Source organism: Chryseobacterium sp. JAH, from assembly GCF_001507335.1.
Classification (GTDB): Bacteria; Bacteroidota; Bacteroidia; order Flavobacteriales; family Weeksellaceae; genus Chryseobacterium.
Map to the genome: position 1 here is coordinate 478261 of NZ_LMAH01000003.1, position 19760 is coordinate 498020.

The 19760-nt window shown below is 34.5% G+C and carries 20 protein-coding genes; 12 read left to right on the forward strand and 8 right to left on the reverse strand.

The window, feature by feature from the left end; all coding sequences use genetic code 11:
- Positions 1-13: 13 nt before the first annotated feature.
- The 5 genes from AR685_RS09385 to AR685_RS09405 all read right to left on the reverse strand — a co-directional run bounded on the left by AR685_RS09385 (position 14) and on the right by AR685_RS09405 (position 4996).
- Positions 14-469 carry a plasmid mobilization protein gene (locus tag AR685_RS09385; RefSeq protein ID WP_059124391.1) on the reverse strand — a complete coding sequence of 152 codons (456 nt, stop codon included), beginning with the start codon at positions 467-469 and terminating at the stop codon, positions 14-16.
- Between the two features lie 240 nt (positions 470-709).
- Positions 710-1585, reverse strand: a complete 876-nt coding sequence (locus tag AR685_RS09390; protein ID WP_059124392.1) for a toprim domain-containing protein — start codon at positions 1583-1585, stop codon at positions 710-712.
- Between the two features lie 266 nt (positions 1586-1851).
- Positions 1852-3090: a primase-helicase family protein gene (locus tag AR685_RS09395; protein ID WP_059124393.1), complete on the reverse strand. Its 1239-nt coding sequence runs from the start codon at positions 3088-3090 to the stop codon at positions 1852-1854.
- Between the two features lie 84 nt (positions 3091-3174).
- A complete protein-coding gene (locus AR685_RS09400; protein WP_059124394.1) occupies positions 3175-3450 on the reverse strand; it encodes a helix-turn-helix domain-containing protein in 276 nt (91 codons plus the stop codon).
- Positions 3451-3766: 316 nt separating this feature from the next.
- Positions 3767-4996, reverse strand: coding sequence for a site-specific integrase (locus AR685_RS09405; RefSeq protein ID WP_059124395.1), 1230 nt, complete (start codon positions 4994-4996; stop codon positions 3767-3769).
- 437 nt (positions 4997-5433) lie between these two features.
- Here AR685_RS09405 and AR685_RS09410 point away from each other — a divergent pair, with 437 nt between their 5' ends.
- The 5 genes from AR685_RS09410 to AR685_RS09435 all read left to right on the forward strand — a co-directional run bounded on the left by AR685_RS09410 (position 5434) and on the right by AR685_RS09435 (position 10295).
- Positions 5434-5994 (forward strand): hypothetical protein, encoded by a 561-nt coding sequence (locus AR685_RS09410; protein WP_059124396.1) that lies wholly within the window; start codon positions 5434-5436, stop codon positions 5992-5994.
- Positions 5995-6653: 659 nt separating this feature from the next.
- Positions 6654-7430 (forward strand): sensor histidine kinase, encoded by a 777-nt coding sequence (locus AR685_RS09420; RefSeq protein ID WP_059124398.1) that lies wholly within the window; start codon positions 6654-6656, stop codon positions 7428-7430.
- Positions 7427-8071, forward strand: coding sequence for a response regulator transcription factor (locus AR685_RS09425; RefSeq protein ID WP_059124399.1), 645 nt, complete (start codon positions 7427-7429; stop codon positions 8069-8071). The genes AR685_RS09420 and AR685_RS09425 overlap by 4 nt, the downstream gene beginning before the upstream one ends.
- Positions 8072-8372: 301 nt before the next feature.
- Positions 8373-9218: a caspase domain-containing protein gene (locus tag AR685_RS09430; RefSeq protein WP_059124400.1), complete on the forward strand. Its 846-nt coding sequence runs from the start codon at positions 8373-8375 to the stop codon at positions 9216-9218.
- A gap of 69 nt (positions 9219-9287) precedes the next feature.
- Entirely contained in the window at positions 9288-10295 is a 1008-nt protein-coding gene (locus AR685_RS09435) for a trypsin-like serine peptidase (protein ID WP_059124401.1), read from the forward strand.
- Positions 10296-10648: 353 nt separating this feature from the next.
- On the opposite strand, the gene AR685_RS09440 is transcribed toward AR685_RS09435, so the two are convergent.
- From AR685_RS09440 to AR685_RS09450, 3 genes are all read right to left on the reverse strand, one after another.
- A complete protein-coding gene (locus AR685_RS09440) occupies positions 10649-11098 on the reverse strand; it encodes a GNAT family N-acetyltransferase (RefSeq protein ID WP_059124402.1) in 450 nt (149 codons plus the stop codon).
- The gene (yihA, locus tag AR685_RS09445; protein ID WP_047443409.1) at positions 11091-11714 is read right to left on the reverse strand and encodes a ribosome biogenesis GTP-binding protein YihA/YsxC; all 624 of its coding nucleotides are present in this window, start codon (positions 11712-11714) and stop codon (positions 11091-11093) included. Before yihA ends, AR685_RS09440 begins: the two co-directional genes overlap by 8 nt.
- Positions 11715-11776: 62 nt before the next feature.
- Complete coding sequence (locus tag AR685_RS09450; protein ID WP_047443410.1) at positions 11777-12538, reverse strand: alpha/beta fold hydrolase; 762 nt, start codon at positions 12536-12538, stop codon at positions 11777-11779.
- Between the two features lie 273 nt (positions 12539-12811).
- On the opposite strand from AR685_RS09450, the gene mraZ reads away from it, so the two are divergent.
- The 7 genes from mraZ to mraY all read left to right on the forward strand — a co-directional run bounded on the left by mraZ (position 12812) and on the right by mraY (position 19713).
- Positions 12812-13270 carry a division/cell wall cluster transcriptional repressor MraZ gene (gene mraZ, locus AR685_RS09455; protein ID WP_059124403.1) on the forward strand — a complete coding sequence of 153 codons (459 nt, stop codon included), beginning with the start codon at positions 12812-12814 and terminating at the stop codon, positions 13268-13270.
- Positions 13271-13285: 15 nt separating this feature from the next.
- A complete protein-coding gene (gene rsmH, locus AR685_RS09460; RefSeq protein WP_047443412.1) occupies positions 13286-14185 on the forward strand; it encodes a 16S rRNA (cytosine(1402)-N(4))-methyltransferase RsmH in 900 nt (299 codons plus the stop codon).
- A gap of 71 nt (positions 14186-14256) precedes the next feature.
- A complete protein-coding gene (locus tag AR685_RS09465) occupies positions 14257-14622 on the forward strand; it encodes an FtsL-like putative cell division protein (RefSeq protein WP_047443413.1) in 366 nt (121 codons plus the stop codon).
- Complete coding sequence (locus AR685_RS09470; RefSeq protein ID WP_059124404.1) at positions 14606-16597, forward strand: penicillin-binding transpeptidase domain-containing protein; 1992 nt, start codon at positions 14606-14608, stop codon at positions 16595-16597. The genes AR685_RS09465 and AR685_RS09470 overlap by 17 nt, the downstream gene beginning before the upstream one ends.
- A 19-nt stretch (positions 16598-16616) precedes the next feature.
- Positions 16617-18077, forward strand: a complete 1461-nt coding sequence (locus tag AR685_RS09475; protein ID WP_059124405.1) for a UDP-N-acetylmuramoyl-L-alanyl-D-glutamate--2,6-diaminopimelate ligase — start codon at positions 16617-16619, stop codon at positions 18075-18077.
- A 16-nt stretch (positions 18078-18093) separates the two neighbouring features.
- A complete protein-coding gene (locus AR685_RS09480; RefSeq protein WP_059124406.1) occupies positions 18094-18453 on the forward strand; it encodes a hypothetical protein in 360 nt (119 codons plus the stop codon).
- A gap of 18 nt (positions 18454-18471) precedes the next feature.
- Positions 18472-19713, forward strand: coding sequence for a phospho-N-acetylmuramoyl-pentapeptide-transferase (gene mraY, locus AR685_RS09485; RefSeq protein ID WP_047443417.1), 1242 nt, complete (start codon positions 18472-18474; stop codon positions 19711-19713).
- Positions 19714-19760: the final 47 nt, after the last annotated feature.

The window sequence follows — 19760 nt, forward strand, 5'->3', positions numbered from 1 at the left end:
TTTTAGATTTCAGTTAAGTGGGTTTCTGTCTGTTTTGTTTCTCATACAGATAATGATAGATTAGGTTGGTTACGATTTCAATTTCGTGAAGGATCTGCTTCTTATTTTCAAATTCAGAGAATTCGCGATGCCTCAATAAATTTTTGATTCTGATGAAATGATTTCCATATTGTAACAGCACTTCATCAGTTTTAAATTCATTTATTTTAAGTTCTTTTTCCATGTAAACCATTCTCGCATAAGTGGATAATTTGAGATTAAGTTTTTGAGCAGTTTTTTGGTTTTCATCATACTCAGAATCCGTCACCCGAAAAGAAATTATTTTGCTTAAATGGTTATTGTTTTTCTTTTTCAAACCACCTTTTCTGCCGAGCTCCTGAAAGTGCTTTTTTTTCTTTTCGCCATCAAGTTTCTTTTCATTTTCCTCGACGGCTTTTGTGATAAACTCCTGTAAGAAATCTTTTTCCATTGTCTTTATATTAGTGTGTTTCAAAGCATTTCTGACGATAGGAAGAAATCAAAAATCCCAATTTTGCAATCAGCGGTTACGCTTATTGTAAACTTTGGGTACTTTTTGCACTAACTGTCTACCGTATTTTTTTACAATATCATTTTAATGTGACCTACTACTATCTTACTAAGGTTCATAGCTACTGTTATTTTACGTAGCTTTTCAGATGACCTTGTATTATTTTATGCAGATACATTCTTATCTCTTTAATCGATACGCTACTTTTATACCCGTATTTTTATTGATTAGCCATTCATTCAAATCTTTAAAATCTGAATATAAAACCCGACAGTCTTCTGCGTTTTTACTTTCATTTTTAATCATTTCTACAGCACGGTTTCCTGACACATCATTATCAAAATAGAGCTCGATATTTTCATAATGATCTAGTGATTTTTTAATATTGGAAATCATCGACACGGAATTTAAAATGATGTAATCTGAAGGTTTTTTTTCTAAAGATTTTTCTACATTTTTAAAGGAAAGAAAATCAAAAAAGCCTTCGAAAATTCTTAGTGATTTTGAATCATTTTTGATCGTAGAAATATCTTTTTTACCCAAACAAATTTTTGAATATTTACTTCGAATTTCGTAACCTCCGGAATCGTTTTTAAAGCCAATTCCGAAATAATTCTTATCGTTCATTTTGTAGTGAATCTCTTTTAAGAGCTCATTTTGATTTTCTACTTTCCGACTCTTTAAGTATTCCAAAAGTGCAGAATGAACGATCTCTTTTTCATCAAGTATCTTGTAATTTTTTGTTTTATTTTCAAAATTCTGGTTGGAAATATTTTGCTTTTGAAAAGAAGAAAAATTCTGATCTTCTGCCCAGGCTAAAATTTCGCTTGTACTCTTATTCAGATATTTTTTCAACAAGCTTACGTTGTTTCCTCCAATACCTTCTGAAAAAAGATACCAGCAGTTTAAACTTTTATTGATTTTAAAAGAGGGTTGGGATTCGATGGCAAAAGGGTTGAGATACCAAGCTTCTTTTTCATTTTGTTTCGTAGGAAGGTGTCCGAGAGAAAGGAGGACTTCTTCCAACGATATGCTGTTGAATTGTTTGCAGTTCATTTTATAATTTTTATTGTTTTTAGTAATAAATAAGAGATTTGTGGGTAGTTCAAACGGGCGGGTTTAGTTTATACTAATTTTTGATGAATTGATGAGGAAACTATATAATTAATTGAATGATAATATTTTAAACCCTCATCAATGTCTCATCATCTCATCAAAGTAGAAATATTCTTCTCATCAGTTTCTCATCAAAAAATCAAGGATTTAAAATTTGATGAGGCTTTTGATGAGCTGTAACTAATTGATTTTATTTTCATTATCTACTAACTCATCATTTTATCAAATTTTTGAATAATAAAATTCCTTTCTACTGTAAAATACCGCCCTGTTTTATTCTGTGGGTAAAAGCTTCCGCTATAATCTAGATCGTATTTGATGTAAGCCAATGAATTGTTTTGAGGTTCGAGTTTCCAGTTTTCTTTCAGTATTTTCCGGACATCATTGACTGTCCAGTATTGTTTGCTGAACATCTTACCAAGCATATTGAAAATATCCTGAGGAATACAATGGATCTTGCTTTCTTCGGTACTTTCGAAAAACTCATATAAAAGTTCGATAATCTTAGATTCCAGTTTATTGTTGTTTTTCCAAACCAATTTCTGAAGGGCTTTTGTTCTAATTTGGGAATCAGTAAACCACATTCTTGTCTCCTTACGGCTGTGAAAAGGTCTTTGGATTAGGTAACGGAGGAAATAGGGAATCTCCTTGTTTAGATTGTGTAGAAATTCAGTGTTCTCGCTTTTGATTGATCTCACTTTAATAATCCAGAATCGGATCTCATTTTCATCAATCTGAATGAAGTTATCTTCATTATTGGAACAGAGAATAAATTTTCCAAAGAATTCCACCTCTTCACGGTCTTTTCCTTTTGCCTCCTTCTTATCTTTATCAGTCGTTGAAAGATATTTTAACCGTTCCGTGATCTCTTTTTTGTCAAAGAATACTTCGTCAATAGCAACTACAAGCATCGAAGTCCAATCTGAATTAAATTGACTGCTGAATGAGTCACCTTTGATATAGGTCATATTTAATCCAAAGATGGATTTTAGCCATTTGATGAAAGTGGATTTTCCGGTAGATCTTTCCTTACTTACCAAACAAAGGATCGGAAGTATCTGTGTTGGATATTCAAGCAATATCTTTATGTAATCTAAACCTAGTTCTAATTGTTCTCCGAAAACATGTTCCATAAATTTAAGTGAGAATGGAATTTTGTTTAGTAAATCTTCAGAACTAATATTTTCTTCGATTGGTTGATAAGGAATCTCATTATAAATATTGTAGAATCCGTCAACGATCTGCTCATAATTCAGATGAGAAGGAATACAGCAGAAGCCATCATACTTTGAAACTTTTGAAACGTAGTTTTTTCCGTGGTCGCTAATAATAGTTTCACGATTCCATCGTACCAAAATTGAGATCTTGTCTCCGGAGATTAATGGTTTTTCAATCGTTTTATAGTACGTTGTTCCTACTCGTAGATAAGGAATTTTTTCGCTCATTTTAAAAAGGATTTGGTTCCGTACTGAAATACGGATAGGTTAAACAAAAGGAAGAATGCAACTTTTAATGAGAATAAGTCACACTTATTTTCTTCGGTTTCTTCCGTATTCTAAGAGTTCTTTTTTGGAATAGTAATAGCGACCGCTAAAATTGTAGTAGGGTAGACTTTTGTTTTTTCTCCAATCAATAATGGTTGGAATAGAAACGTGCAGGAATTTCGCAGCTTCAATCTGTGGGATAAGGTCTTCCGGTTGTTGCTCTGCTTTTGCGGGTAATGTGAATTCGGTTGCTTTCCTAAGAATGATTTCAACCGCTTTTTCCAAATCTCCTTTGGAATGGGAATAGAGTTGTAATGACATTTGATTGTATTTTAAATTAGTTATTGTACTTTAAATTAGTTTAAATTTAAATGCAATAATATCAATTTAACCGCTGTTAATCAAATGGTTATATGTCGTCCGGATTAATCTAATGTAATTCAGACTAGCCTAAATTTTATTTTTTTTAATCCAGATCAATGTAAATCATTCCAAATTAGACTTTTGAATAAAGTTAATTTTTTAACTAAATTTAACTAAAAAATGCTTATTTTAATATAGTTTAACAACTCTTTTGTATAATTCAGAAATAAAAATCATTGTAGATTATTTAATATAAATAAAGTCATAGCGAAAATCATCCCCACGCTTTGTCCATTTGTTCGTCTGTGAATGCTTCTGTTACTTTCATATACTTATCCAAAACAGCATCTTTCTTTATATTGGCAATTTTTTTTATTGCTTTTGGCTCCATTCCCAACAATAAAGAATTTGTAATGAATGTTTTTCTTGCTGTATGGCTTGTTATGAATTTACATTTGGGTTGTGTGAGTGATTTTTTCTTATTACCCACAAACCAATGAGTTGTGAATGGTTGTTTGATTTCTGCTAATTCACAACAATCTTTGATGTATTCATTGAATTTTTGAGAAGAGATAACGGGTAGGGGTTCATAGATAGTTCCTTTGTATTTTTCTAAAATAGCTTTTGCGTATTTGTTCAGCCTGATGGCGTGATTCTGTGTTTTAGTTTTCTGAATAGAAAGAACTATATGGTCTTCAGAAATATTTGCTAAATGTAGTTTTGAAAGATCAGAAAACCGTAAGCCTGTGAAACATCCCATACAATAGAAATCCCGAACGTGAGACAGTCGATCGCTGTCAAAATCTTTTTCGTATAATTTCATCAACTCTTCAAATGTTAAATACACAATATCAATGTCGTGTTCAACAGCTCTAAATTTCTCGAACTCCCTGTTTGCATTATATCCTTTTTCTGTTGCCCAGTTTAAAAATGACTTTAAAACCTTGATTACTTTAGCGAAATAATTTTGCTTCATCTTTTTTATTTCGTAAGAGTAATCTCTTAATGATTCAAAAAAATCTTCATCAACCTTATCAAAAGAAAGTGAAATTCCATTTTCCTTACAAAAGAATTCCAGATAGTTTTTTACAGTAGTTTGACCCGTGATGGTGTTCGGAGTTTTTATCAATTTTCCTTTGTCAATGTATTGTGTAAAGCATTTGAAAAAGTCGAATTCACTGGTTGTTTCAACTTTTTCATTTGAATCAAACTTTTCAATAAACAAATCCTTTGTTGGTTCAAGCTTATTTGCTCTGAAATAAAGCGAAATGTCTTGAATTTTGGTTTCTATCTGTTGGAGTTTTTCATTTATTTCGTCATAGCCATAATAAGTATCTTTTTTTGAATTAGCTTTCACTCGATTGTTCTGCCAATCGTTTAATTTACAATTCAATCCAGTATTTCTTTTTATTATAGAGCTGTCAATTCTGAATAATATCCTAATTGGCATTAAACCGTCTTGACTTACTTTGTCCTTTCTTAATTCAAAATTGTACTTTATCATAAGTTGAAATAGATTTAAATAAGTGTAAGGGGGAACAAAAGGGGGAATTAATTTGCATTTAAAATTATTAAATATGAAAAAACAAATTAATTAGAAACCTATTGTTTATCAAAGTTATTGAATATAAACGAATTAAAAACAAGAAAAATTAAGAAAGGTTTCATAATACCTCCGTCTGGGGTACTTAAAAAGACTGTTAATCATTGATTAGCAGTCTTTTTTATTTTATGATGTAGCATAACGTCATTTATTATCATTTTAATTTTATTCTTCTTTCGAAATTTCTCAAGCCTAAGGTGCTTTTTTGTTATTATTTTACTCCTTTCGGCAATTATAAGGTGCTATTTTCGGCCAAATTTCAAAAACAGTGATTTTCCCCTTTTGTATATTTAAAGAGTTAACTACTTTTGTTACATAACCTTATAAAACAAATATCCATGAAAACTCCTTTTTTATTTACGAATGTACGTTCGCTTTTAGGAATGCTTGCGCTGTCTATGGTTGTGTGTACTTTGATACGCTGCACGCCACCGCCGCCTGAGAATCCTGTAGATGACAGTTATAAAAAGAAACTCATTACGCATGAAGATGCGCAGGTCCTGTTTGACGAATATACGAAGACCAATCACCAAATTCTTACAGACTCCCGAAAGGGAAACCCGGATTCTAGATGGTATTCTTTTACTATTGAAGAAATGGAAGGATATATTCGGTACGTAAAAGAGCAGGCGAAAGAGCAGAATATTCAAAATGTAGGAATTAAAATTTATATGGGGAAATATCCTGTAAATCATCCTGCAGACAAAATGGCCAAGCCGGAATTTGCAGGCTATCAGACTATTTTTTTAATGCCTACTATGAAACGAGAAGAATCTTCAGATGCTACGATGAAAAGACGCGGAACTACTGAGGAGGATGTGAAAATTGAGTCTATACAGCCAATGAATATGACCAATCTTGCACCTCCTCCAAAAGCAGTTATTGAAACAATCAATTAAATATTGAAAGATGGTTTGGAATGTGGAAATAAGCAAGCAGATATCAATGATTATTTTGCTGATTGTATTAATTCTTATTTGTTTTAAATACAAAAAAATAGAAAGAGTTAATTTGATTTTCTTTGCAGGGTTCGTTGCAATATCTATCATTGATTTTTTTTGCTATTTCTATTTTGAGATGACCAAAATATCAACTGACAAGTTTTATGTCATTGGGATGTTCTTCATGTTTCTTCTTTACTTAATTTACTACTACAAATTGCTGTATCTTGCTGCTTTAAGAAAGATTCAATCTGTTCTCATATTACTTTTTGTTGTTAATGGGTTGATGATGTTTGGTATTGAGAGCAATCTTTTTGAAAATTTTTCGTTCAATACATTTTATGTTAATATTTTATTGTTGACGTTTTCAATCATCTTATTTCTTTATCAAACATTCAATTCGGATAAGATCTTTGAGATTAAAAATTATCTTCCTTTTTGGATTTCTGTTGGTTCGCTGCTTTTTTATATAGGTATTATTCCCATATTGTATTTCAGAAATAAAGTTTCTTATGATATTTATTTCTTTTTCTTATTTTTATTAAATCTGGTTAACAACGGAGTAATCATTTTCGGATTGCTTTTGAATAAACCTGATGCAACAAAACCGGAGACTTATGGATGATCATTTGAATAATTTGGTAATTATTGTGACGGTTACTTTGTTGCTCATTGTATTAACGATGATCTTTGTTTATATAATTTTCATTCGGAAGAAAACCAAATTATTGATTGATCAGAAGGAAAAAGATCTGCGTTTTGAAAAAGAATTGGCCACCTCGCAGGTAGAAATGAAAGAGCAAACGCTGAATTATATCGGGCAGGAACTTCATGACGATTTGGGGCAAAAACTTTCAGTTGTAAGATTAAGACAAAATCAATTGATTCCAAAGCTTACAAATGCTGAAAAAGAAGAATTAAGCGAATTGAATGAATTATTAGGCGAATGCATTCAGGATGTCAGAAACTTATCTAAAACGTTGATTACCGAACAGATTATGCATTTCGGCCTCGTAGAATCCATTGAAAGAGAAATTGATAAGATAAAAAAACTTCGGCTTCTGAAAATCAATTTAATGACGCAGAAGCATGATATTGATATTACGCCGAAGCATGGATTAATTTTATTCAGAATCATTCAGGAAAGCATCAATAACATTTTAAAACATTCAAGAGCTAAAAATGTAACCATACTATTAGAAGACTGCCACGAGACAGTACAGATTACCATTACTGACAACGGAAAAGGTTTCAATACCGATCTGATGAACGACGGCTCCGGATTGAAAAACATGGAATTGAGAGCGAAGTTGATACATGCTGAATTCTCTATCCAGTCAAAGCTTGAGGAAGGAACCAAAACAACGATAACTTACCACAAAAACTTATCATGAAAACAATCCCTATTGCCATCGTTGATGATCATACTTTAATGTCGAAAGCATTAGAAAATATGATTGCTGAAAACCCCAGATACCATGTAGTGATGAATCATCCAAATGGAGAAGATTTTATCTCGGGTTTAGAAACAGTTCCCGAACTGCCCGCAGTTGTTTTGATGGACATTAATATGCCCTACAAAAACGGAATAGAAACTACAGAATGGCTCACAGAACACCATCCGGAAATTAAAGTGATTGCCTTAACGATGGAAGATGATGAAAAAGTGCTGATCAGGATGCTGAAGGCCGGTGCAAAGGGTTATTTGCTGAAAGATATGCAGCCTGCTATTCTTTTTCAGGCAATAGATACCGTTTTTGAAAAAGGAAGCTTTTATACTGATTTTGTCGCCCAAAAACTCTTAAAAGTCCAGACAGAAGACGCGAAAAATGCCTCGCTTCTTTCAGATTTAAAGGATCGTGAAAAAGAATTCATCAAACTAGCATGCAGCGAACTGACCTACAAGGAAATAGCCGACAAAATGTGCCTCAGTCCGAAAACCATTGATGGTTACAGAGATTCTGTGTTTGTCAAATTAGAAATAAAAAATAGAGTGGGCCTTGTACTTTTTGCATTAAAGCATAATTTGTGTTGATTTAATTTAAATACAAATGAATCGCATGGATTTTTGTTCCCGCGGCGCAATATTTATACTTCTTTAGGAACGACACTTATTTTCAACAATCAATCCTCATCAATTTTAGGTGAGGATTTTTTATGTTCCAAATCTTTTGTAAAATTTAAATTCTCACTTAAGGTGCTTTTCCTGTGGTGATTAGGGGTTTCTCCTCTGTTTTTGTGCTCATGAAAATTGGAATTTTGTCATGTAAAATTAAAGTTACAGGCAGAACCTGAAAAGCCAAAACAGAGTAAGGGAAATTTAAAAAACTAATACAATGAAAAAAGCACTTATCGTAGGAATCAATGACTACGCGCCCATTGGATCAGGCGGTCCCGATTTAAACGGCTGCATCAACGATGCACGTGATATGGCAAACACGTTAGTGATCTGTGGTTTTGCGCCTTCGCAAATCAGAATTTTGACCAATCAAAATGCAACGAGAGCCAATATTTTAAATTATCTGAAATCTTTGGTGAGCACCAGTGTTAAAGGTGATTCGTTGGTATTTTATTACTCGGGACACGGAACGAGAGTCGCTAACATCGGTCCCGATTTAGAAATTGACGGTCTGGATGAAGCGATTTGTCCGCACGATTATGTAAGCGCCGGAGTTATTCGTGATGATGATTTTAAAGCTGTTCTTAGCAAACTGAAAGCGGGTGTAAACCTTGAAGTTGTTTTCGACTGCTGTCACTCCGGAACCGGAACAAGAAAAATGGATTTAGGAATCAGTGTAGATTTTTCTTACGAAGCAGCCCGTTTCATTCCACCAATGCTGGAAGACGAGTTTTACTTAAACTATGCCAACGAAATCCCATTATCTAAAACACCTAAAAAAGAAACATTTACCACAAAGGCTTTAGTTCCCATTACCGGAATGAATCATACATTGTGGGCCGCCTCCAAAGACAATCAGGTTTCCATGGAAGGAAATATGAATGGACAGATAAGAGGTTATTTTACCTATCATTTCTGCAAAATCCTGCGTGCTACTAATGGTAATATTATCAGAAAAACGCTTGACAACCAAATTGCAATGGCATTAACAGCAATGGGGGCGGCGCAAATCAATCAGACTGAAAGCATCAGAACAGAATTTTCGCAAAAAATATTTTCTTAGAAATATACCGGCGGAATCCGAAAAGCCGTACAAAGAGTAGGAAAAAACTGATTAAAACACCAAATAATCATGTCTAATATTGAAAACAAAAACCCAATGACTGCTGAAGAAGTTTTAAAGCTTAAAAACATCAAGGCAAAATCAGCTGAAAAGTCAGCCAATTTAAAATTATCCGACAAAGAGCCCGAAATGGAAACCATCGATGGGAGAGCCTATCCAAAAGGGATGAAGTCTGTCGCCATCACAATGAATGAAAAATCAGCTGTCGATGAAAATCTTGAAACTGATTTCTTCTATCCAACTCACGCTGACTTTGAGTACCAACCGAAATTGGAACCTAAAAAAGACCGTAAACCCAAATTTATAGAAAGAGAAAATTTCTTTAATGCGGAAGGGGCAAGAACCATTTTCGGACCTGATCAGAGAAAGGTATTCAATTCTACAGCTTACCCTTGGCGTTGTGTTGGTAGGGTAGAAAGTCCCTTAGGAATTGCAAGTGGCGTAATGATTGGCCCTAGACATTTGTTGACGTGCGCACACATTGTCGATTGGCAACCCAATAACCAAACGGGTTGGTTAAAGTTTACACCCATGTATTATAATGGAAGCGCTCCTTACGGAAGTGCCTGGGGGATAAAAACGTATTACAAACATAAAGTGGCAGGGCCCACGATTGATGGTACAGAAGTGCAGTTCGACTACGTGGTAGTCGTTCTTGACAGACCCATAGGAAATAGTACAGGATGGTTAGGCTCTAAATCTTATTCAGATTCTTGGGACGGACAGGCTTCTTTCACCCACTCAGGTTATCCTGCTGATTTGACGGGAACCCAAAGGCCAACTTATCAGACGGGTATAGCACTTGATGGCGATTTTTGGAGTCCAGATGATAATCAAAGTATTCAGCATAAAGCTGATATCTGGCCGGGACAAAGTGGAGGCCCGTTTTGGGGATATTGGAATGGTTCACCATATGCAGTTGCCGCTCAAAGCGCGCACAATCCAAGCATTAATTTTGCAAGTGGAGGTTCAGATTTAGTAGGTCTTGTCACAAGAGCAAGAAATGAATATCCATAAAACAGGATATTGTTTTTATAAATTAAGAGTCTGGTTTTTAAAATCAGACTCTTTTTTAATTTTTATAAGCTGAAGTCTGTTTATTTTTAGTATTTCAGAAATAGTAAAATGACTTTGTTTAGTTTAATATCAATAATGACTTTTTAATATTCTTTGTATATCCTTGCGTTTTTAATCCCAAACCAAGACAAAGCTTTCTTTCCAATAAAACTGTTTTATTTAAGATATAAAAAGGTATTTCATGTAACAAGGAAATACAATTAGTAAAGGTTTGGAGTATTTGAAAATGCAACCCTTTTTTATTATTAAAATCAAAAAACAGCACTTTTTTGAAAGTGCTGTTGATATTTATATTATTTTCTAAACATTTCCGTGTGCGGAATATTGTCTTCGAGATATTTCTTTCCTGTATCTTCAAAACCAAACCATGAGTAAAATCTCAAAAGGTAATCCTGTGCAGAAATTCTTACTTCGCTTGTATGAAAACGATTTTCAATAGTTTCAACAGCATACTGGATTAATTGCTTACCTAAACTTTTTCCTCTGGCTTTTTTCGTTGTTAAAACTCTTCCAATAGAAGTTTCGGGATATTTTATTCCTTTGTTGAAAATCCTGCAATAGGCTAAAATATTTTTATTTTCTTCAGCCCAAATATGTACTGCGTGCTGATCATATCCATCCAAATCATGATACGGGCAATTTTGTTCTACCACGAAAACATCAACTCTCGCTTTAATAATTTCGTAAAGTTCGGAAGTGGTAATTTCTTCAAAACTTTTTATTTTCCAAATAATATTACTCATTAAATGTCACGCTGTTATTGGCCAAAAACTCATTGGTTTTTTGAATGAAACTTAAAATCTCATCAGTTCCGGTCTTCTTTTCTCCAGATGTTACATAAATTTCCGGAAGATCTTCCCAAGTTTTATGAAGTTCAGCTTTGTAATCTTCAACGTTTTTGATGAGAACATTGGGTTTCAGTTTATCCGCTTTTGTAAACACAATAGAAAAAGGAACTCCGCTTTCTCCACACCACTGGATAAATTCCAAATCAATATTTTGTGGACTGTGACGGGAATCAACTAAAACAAAAAGATTCACAAGATTGTTTCTGTTTAAAATATAGTTGTTAATTAATTTCTCAAAATCTCGTCTCATCACCTTTGAAACCTTGGCATATCCGTAGCCCGGCAGATCGGTCAGGTACCAGCTTTCATTGATAATAAAATGATTAATCAACTGAGTTTTCCCCGGAGTTCCTGAAGTTTTTGCCAAATCTTTCCTGTTGAGCATACCATTGATCAATGAAGATTTTCCTACGTTTGAGCGCCCGATAAAAGCATATTCCGGGATGGTTCCTTCAGGGCATTCCTGCCATTTCCCGCTGCTTTTTACAAACTCTGCTGTCTTTATAACCATTTTGTCTTGATTTTATTTAGAAAAATAAACCATTAAGAAGGTCTTAATGGTTTAGTCTTAATTTATATTTTATCTTTTACCCAGTTGTATAGAATCTCGTTGAATTCATCGGGTTTTTCCATCATCGCAGCATGTCCGCATTTATCGATCCAGAAAAGATCTGAATTCGGGATAAATTTATGCATGTCAATCGCAACTTCAGGAGGTGTTACGTTGTCTTGTTTCCCCCAAATCAGACACGTTGGACGTACAATTTTTGGAAGATCATTCAGCATATTGTGTTTGATGGCGCTTCTAGCTAACATCACGGTTTTGATGCCTTTCATTCTGTCGTTCACCACGCTGAAAACTTCATCCACCAAATCTTCAGTTGCTACAGCGGGATCATAGAAAACCTCTTCAGCTTTCTTTCTTATATATGAACGGTCATTCTTTCTTGGAAAACTGTCACCAAAAGCTCTTTCGTACAAACCAGAGCTTCCTGTAAGCACTAAATTTTGAACCAAATCAGGTCTGGCTAAGGTTAAAATAAGTCCTACATGACCACCCATTGAATTTCCTACGATGGTTACCGGTTTGCCAATTTCGCTTTCAATAAATTTAATGACGTATTTGGCAATTGTGGTAAGGTTGGTATTGAGTACTGGCAAATCATAGATAGGCAATTGAGGCACATAGACCTTAAAACCTTTTTCTGAAAAAAAATTCACCATCTTGTCAAAATTGCTCAACCCACCCATTAAACCGTGCAAAAGCACCAATGGATGTCCTTCCCCAGCTTCAATGAAGGTATATTTCTTATCTTTTTTTGTACTAAATATCATAAAATCGCTTTAATAAAGCATTGCAAAAATACAAATTATACACCAAAAAATTTTTGATATCTCTAATTTAAAATAAAAATAATATAAACCACCTTTTCTGCCTCGCTTTTTTGAAAATCTTTTTATTATTCGAGGAATAACAAGGGGTGTAAGTGTTTTCGTATCAAAGAATTAAACCGGTTTTGTGAAGCTTGTAGTAAAACTTATTAACATTAAGTCAAAAAGTGGGAAAAAGTGGGAGGTTTTGGAAATTTTTGTATAATTTTGTCCCAAATGAGGAATTTCATTGGAACATATGAGTGTAAAATAGACGACAAAGGTCGCCTGAAGGTGCCTTCATCGCTGATTAAGCAGATGGAGAACTTTGAGGATAAAACCTTTGTGGTCAAGCGTTCTGTGTTTCAACCGTGTCTCGAAGTTTATCCTATGAAAGCATGGGATAAGCTTATGGAAAAGATTAATAAACTAAACAGATTCATTAAAAAGAATGCTGATTTCATCAGGATGTTTACTGCAGGTGTAAAAACTGTAGAATTAGACAGCGCCGGAAGACTCCAAATTTCAAAAGATCTTACGCATTTTGCTGATCTTGCGAAAGATATTGTAGTGACAAGTGCAGGTGAGCTTTTCGAAATTTGGGATAAAGATGCCTATGAAAAGGTAATTGCAACCAATGAAGAAGATTTTGCAAGTCTGGCAGAAGATGTAATGGGTGCTTTTGATGAAGAATAAATAAAATATACACAAATGAGCACGTATCACAACCCCGTTTTATTGAAGCAAAGTGTGGATGATTTGGTGACGAATCAGGACGGAATATATGTGGACTGCACATTTGGTGGTGGAGGTCACTCTCAGGAAATTTTAGACAGGCTTTCTGTAAATGGAAAGCTGTATGCATTTGATCAGGATTTGGATGCGCTCAATAATACGATTGATGATGAGAGGTTTACGCTGATCAATCAGAATTTCAGATTTTTAGAAAATTCACTTTTAATGTATGGGGTTGTCGCTGTTGATGGTGTTTTAGCTGATCTTGGTGTTTCTTCTCATCAGTTTGATGAAGCAGCGAGAGGTTTTTCAACTAGAAATAATGCGCCTCTGGATATGAGAATGAATGTGATGCAGAGTCTTGATGCCAAAAAAGTGATCAATGAATATGAAGAAGAGGCTTTAGCAGATATTTTCTATTATTACGGGGAATTGAGAGAGGCGAGAAAGCTTGCGAGAGATATCGTTCATCACAGGAAAATAAAAAGCATCAATACAACGGAAGATTTGAAAAAGCTTTTTAGTTTTCTTCCGCCTCATAAGGTGAACAAATTTTACGCACAGCTGTTTCAGGCTATAAGAATTGAGGTGAATCAGGAACTTGATGTTTTGAAAGAAATGCTGGTACAGTCTTACAATGTTTTAAAACCGGGTGGAAGATTGGTGGTGATTTCTTATCATTCTTTGGAAGACCGTTTGGTGAAGAGATTCCTGAAAAACGGAATGTTTGAAGGAGAGCCACAACGTGATATCTACGGTAATTATGCAAAGGCATTCGAGCTGGTGAAAAGCAAAGCAATTATTCCTGATGATAAAGAAATTGAAGAAAACTCAAGGGCGAGAAGTGCTAAAATGAGAACAGGAATAAAATTATAAATGATGAGCAATGGGTAGTAAGCAGTTTATGAATATTACACATTACTAATTACCTATTACTAATAAATATAGTGGCAAAAAAAACAACATATCGTCCTCAAAAAAGACTCACTTTTATAGATATTATAAAAGGGAATTTTCTGAACCGCGATGAGTTAAAAGATCATTATAAGTTTTTCTTATTGATTTTTGTTTTGATGATGGGGATGATTTATTCAAACCATTTGGTGAATAAAAAAATAAAAATTGTAAACGCTTTAAAAGAAGAAACGGAAGAATATAAATCTAGGAACGCTTATGCGCAAAGTAAGCTGATTAAAGTAAAAATGGAATCTGAATTGGGGAAGCAAGTCGCAGCAGATTCGCTAATGACGTTAGAAAGTCATCCTCATAAACTTTTAATAAAATTAGACAGTACAGATGCAAAAGCCAAGTGAATACGAGAATAAACGTAAAAAAACTTTACGCTGGGGCTACCTTTTTGCAGTGGGAGCTTTGTGCGTGTTTGTGCTTTTCATCGCCAGAATTGTCATTCTTCAGAACACCAATGTTCAGGAAATTAAAGACGATTACATTAATAACAATTACCGAACTGCCACTTTAAAAGCGGCGAGAGGAAATCTTTATGCTTCAGACGGATCTATTTTGGCAACAACGGTAATGCGGTATGATGTTTATCTTGATTTTAAAACAATAAAAGATACAGTTTATACGAACAATATTGGGCCTCTTACCGATTCTTTGAGTAAAATGTTTGGAAAATCGAGAGCTGATTTCAGAAAACGATTTGACGAGCAGAGAAAAAAGAAAAACCAGTACTATTCTTTAGTAAAAGGTTTGGATTTCGACGAATATGACAGAATCAGAAAATTCCCAATTTTTAAAAGAGGAAAAAATAAAGGAGGTTTCATCATTGACAGAAATTATAAACGAGAACTGGCAACTTCAGAAATTGGAGCCGGAACAATCGGGATTGATAATGGGGTTGCAAAAGCAGGTCTTGAAGGTGCTTTTTCAAAATTTTTAACAGGAACAGATGGTCAAAGACTTGAGCAAAGAGTCAATTCATCACAATGGAAGCCGATTGATTTCTGGAAAGTTAAAGAACCTACCGATGGTCAGGATGTTTACACAACGCTAGATCTTAGAATTCAGGATATTGCGCATTCCGCTTTAGAAAAACAACTGATCAATTTCGAAGCAAAACACGGAACGGTCATCGTCATGGAAGTGGCTACAGGAAAAGTGCGCGCTCTAGTTAATTTAAAAGAAACCGAGACTGGAGTTTATGAAGATACTTACAATTATGCTTTAAAAGATAACATCGAACCTGGGTCTACATTCAAAACGATTTCGCTTTTGGCGGCAATGGATGATGGATTTATTGACGAAAATACAACAGTCAACGTCGGTGGTGGAGTTTGGACTTATGCTAAACAAAGAATCTCCGATGGCCACGGTGGCGGAACTTATGACATCAGTGATGTTTTGGCAAAATCGAGTAACGTAGGAACGGCAAAACTAATTACGAAATATTACGCGGACAAACCGGAAATTTTTCTTGATCATTTAAGAAGATGGAAATTATTCGACAAAATGGATATTGAACTTCCCGGCATTACAAAACCGAGAATTTTAACTCCAAAAAGCAAATCATGGAATGCAGCAACGCTAGCCTCAATTGGTTATGGGTATGCAACGAATATAAACCTTTTGCAATTAGCAACATTCTATAACGGTGTAGCTAATAAAGGAAAAATGCTGAAACCGATTTTCATTGATAAAATAATGAAAGACGGAAAAACTATTTTCGAAGCCAAAGAAGAAGTAATGGTTAAAAAAATGGCTTCAGATAAAGCGATTCAGATGATGACAAGTGCATTGACGAAAGCTGTTGAAAAGGGGACGGGAAGAAGCATTTTCACACCGAACTTAAAAATGGCAGGAAAAACTGGAACCGCGAGATTTGAATATTGGCTGCCTGGTCCGATGAAATACAGAGCGTCATTTGCGGGTTTTTATCCGGCAGACAATCCGAAATACACTTGCTATGTAATGATTAGCGAACCCAATGTGTCAAAAGGATTTTACGGAGGAACGGTTTCGGCGCCAGTTTTTAAAGAAATTGCCGGAAAAACATTCCTGAAAACACCGCAAAATATTGAAAAAGAAATGCTTGTAGACAGAAAGGTCAATCTTAGCAAAATGGTTGAACCTAATGTGAAAATAGCAGTCAATAATAAACAAATGCCAAGTGTGGTAGGATTGATTGGCAAAAATGCAATTCCACAATTGGAAAATTTAGGATACCGTGTAGACTTTAAAGGAGTCGGACGAATCAAGGAACAGTTTCCCTTGGAAGGAACAACAATAAGTAAAAATCAGAGAATTTATTTGACTCTGCAGAATTAAAAGATAAAGCATCAAAGAAATGCAATTAGTTGAATTATTAAACAGAATTCCAGTACTAGAAATTCACGGTGAGAATACCCGTGAAGTTTCTGAATTGGTTTTTGACAGCAGAAAGGTTTCTGAAAACTCTCTTTATATTGCATTGAGAGGGACAGTTGCAGACGGACATTCATTTATTGCATCTTCAATTGAAAAGGGAGCAAAAACTATTGTTTGTGAAGAGTTTCCAGGAAATTTAGAAGAAAACATTACCTATGTTAAAGTAAAAGATGCATCAAAAACATTAGGTCATCTTGCTTCCAACTTGTATGGAAATCCTTCAGAAAAGCTAAAGCTGATCGGAGTTACCGGAACCAACGGAAAAACTTCTGTTTCCACTTTGCTTTTTGATGTATTTAAAAATTTAGGCTATGACTCTGCTTTATTATCAACGGTAGAAATCAGAATTGGTGAAAAAGTAATTCCGGCGACACACACGACTCCGGATGTGATTACTATCAATAAAATTTTGGCTCAGGCCGTTGAGGAAGGTTGTGAATTTGCCTTCATGGAAGTAAGTTCACACGGAATTGCCCAAAACAGAATTGAAGGTCTGACTTTCAAAATTGCAGGCTTTACCAATTTGACACACGACCATCTAGATTATCATAAAACGTTTGATGAATATTTAAAAATAAAGAAAAGATTTTTTGATGAATTAAACGAAAATGCAATCGCCATTACGAACGTTGACGATAAAAACGGAAACGTTATGCTTCAGAATACAAAGGCTGCAAAAAGGTCTTATGCTTTGAAAACGATGGCAGATTATCATGGTAGAACATTGGAAGTTGATTTCAACGGAATGCTGTTAAATTTCAATGGGAAAGAATTCTGGACGACCTTAACAGGGAAATTTAATGTTTACAATTTGCTTTTGGTTTTTGGAATTGCATCTGAGCTTGGTTTTGAGCAGGATGAAATTCTTCAGGCAATCAGCATTTTAAAAAGAGTTTCCGGAAGATTTGAAACCCTCAAATCCGATGGCGGAATTTTCTTTATCGTAGATTATGCGCACACTCCGGATGCACTGGAAAATGTTTTAGACAGCATCAACGACATCAGAACAAAAAACGAAAGACTGATCACAGTTTTCGGTTGTGGTGGCGACAGAGATCATTCCAAGAGACCTGAAATGGGAAATATTGCCTCAAAGAAATCGACTTTGGCAATTATCACTTCAGACAATCCGAGAACAGAAGACCCGAATCAGATTATAAAAGAAATTGAAGCAGGCGTTGAACCTCAAAACTTCAGCAAATACACTTCAATTCCAGACCGAAGAGAAGCAATCAAAATGGCGATAAAGTTTGCCGAACCAAAAGATATTATTCTCGTAGCCGGAAAGGGGCACGAAAATTATCAGGAAATCAATGGTGTGAAACATCATTTTGATGATAAAGAGGTGATTGATGAGCTTTGGAAATTGATGTCGAAGTAATTAAAAGACTTAAATTATGAGAACATCTAAAATGGTATTAATAATCTCACTAATTTTTGGTTTAGGAATATTGATAGTTTTTCTTTTAAAAGATAATTCAAAAAAGGAAATTAAGATTTTAGATTGTAAAGTATCTTACACAGTAGAAGAATTACAGCCTGGGTTTATAGATTTTGCGGAGTCAAATGCTAAAAAGGAAGTAGGTATCTGTTTGTGTGAAAAATATTTAAGTAATAGAGAGCAAAAATATAAAGTAGAGATTTTAAAGCTATATAATAACGTTGGAATTATATATCCAAGTTTTGAAAAAGGAAACAAAATAGATTCAGTTTGCAATAATAGAACATATGTCTTTTTCAAACAGTTTAATCTTTAAAACTAAAATTAATAAAAAATGTTATACTATTTATACGAATATTTAACGAGCCAAGGCATTCACATTCCGGGAATGGGAATGATGAGATACATCTCTTTCCGTGCGGGGATGGCGGTTTTGTTGTCGTTGACAATAGCGCTTATCTACGGAAAAAGTATCATCAATTACCTTCGTGGAAAACAGATGGGTGAACTGGTTCGTGATCTTGGATTAGACGGACAAAAACAAAAAGAAGGCACGCCTACAATGGGAGGTTTCATCATCATCATTGCGACGTTAATTCCTGTCTTGCTGTTTACGAGAATTACCAATGTCTATATCGTTCTTTTGATTGTGACTGTCGTTTGGATGGGAGCGATTGGTTTTATAGATGATTATTTAAAGAAAATCAAAAAAAATAAAGACGGATTAAGCGGGAAATTTAAAATTGTAGGGCAGGTCGGATTAGGGCTAATTATCGGAGTTACAATGTATTTCCATCCTGATATTACGGTTAAAAGGAAATATGCAGATACGAAAGTGGTCAACAGAAACAATGTAGAGCAAAACTTTATGCCTGCTGAGAAAATCACTGTTTCTACGGTTCCATTTGCTAAAAATAATGAGTTTGATTACAGCGGAGTTTTATTTTGGATGAGTGATGAAGATGCTCACGAATGGGCATGGATTGTTTTTATCCCAATTGTCATTTTCATCGTAACTGCAGTTTCAAACGGAGCCAATATAACCGACGGAATTGATGGTCTTGCTGCTGGAACAAGTACGGTAATTTTATTGACGCTGGCGTTTTTTACCTATGTATCCGGGAATATCATTTTTGCAGATTATCTTAACATTATGTTCCTACCGAATATGGGTGAAACAACAATTTTTGTCGTTGCCATGGTTGGAGCCGTCATCGGATTCTTTTGGTACAATACTTATCCTGCTCAGGTTTTCATGGGAGATACCGGAAGTTTGATGTTGGGGGGTGTGATTGCTGTTTTGGCGGTTATTTTAAGAAAAGAATTAATGATTCCTGTACTTTGCGGAATTTTCTTGATAGAAAATGTTTCAGTGATGCTGCAGGTAGTTGTTTTTAAGTACAGAAAAAGAAAATTTGGGTTAGAATATGCCCAAAATAATAGATTGTTTAAAATGTCCCCATTACATCATCATTACCAAAAAGATGGCTTTCACGAAAGTAAGATCGTCAACAGAATGATTATTATTGGAGTTATGTTAGCAATTGTATGTCTTATTACATTGAAAATGAGATAAGATTAATTTAAAAATTGAAAGATTCAAATCATTTAGTTATTAAATTT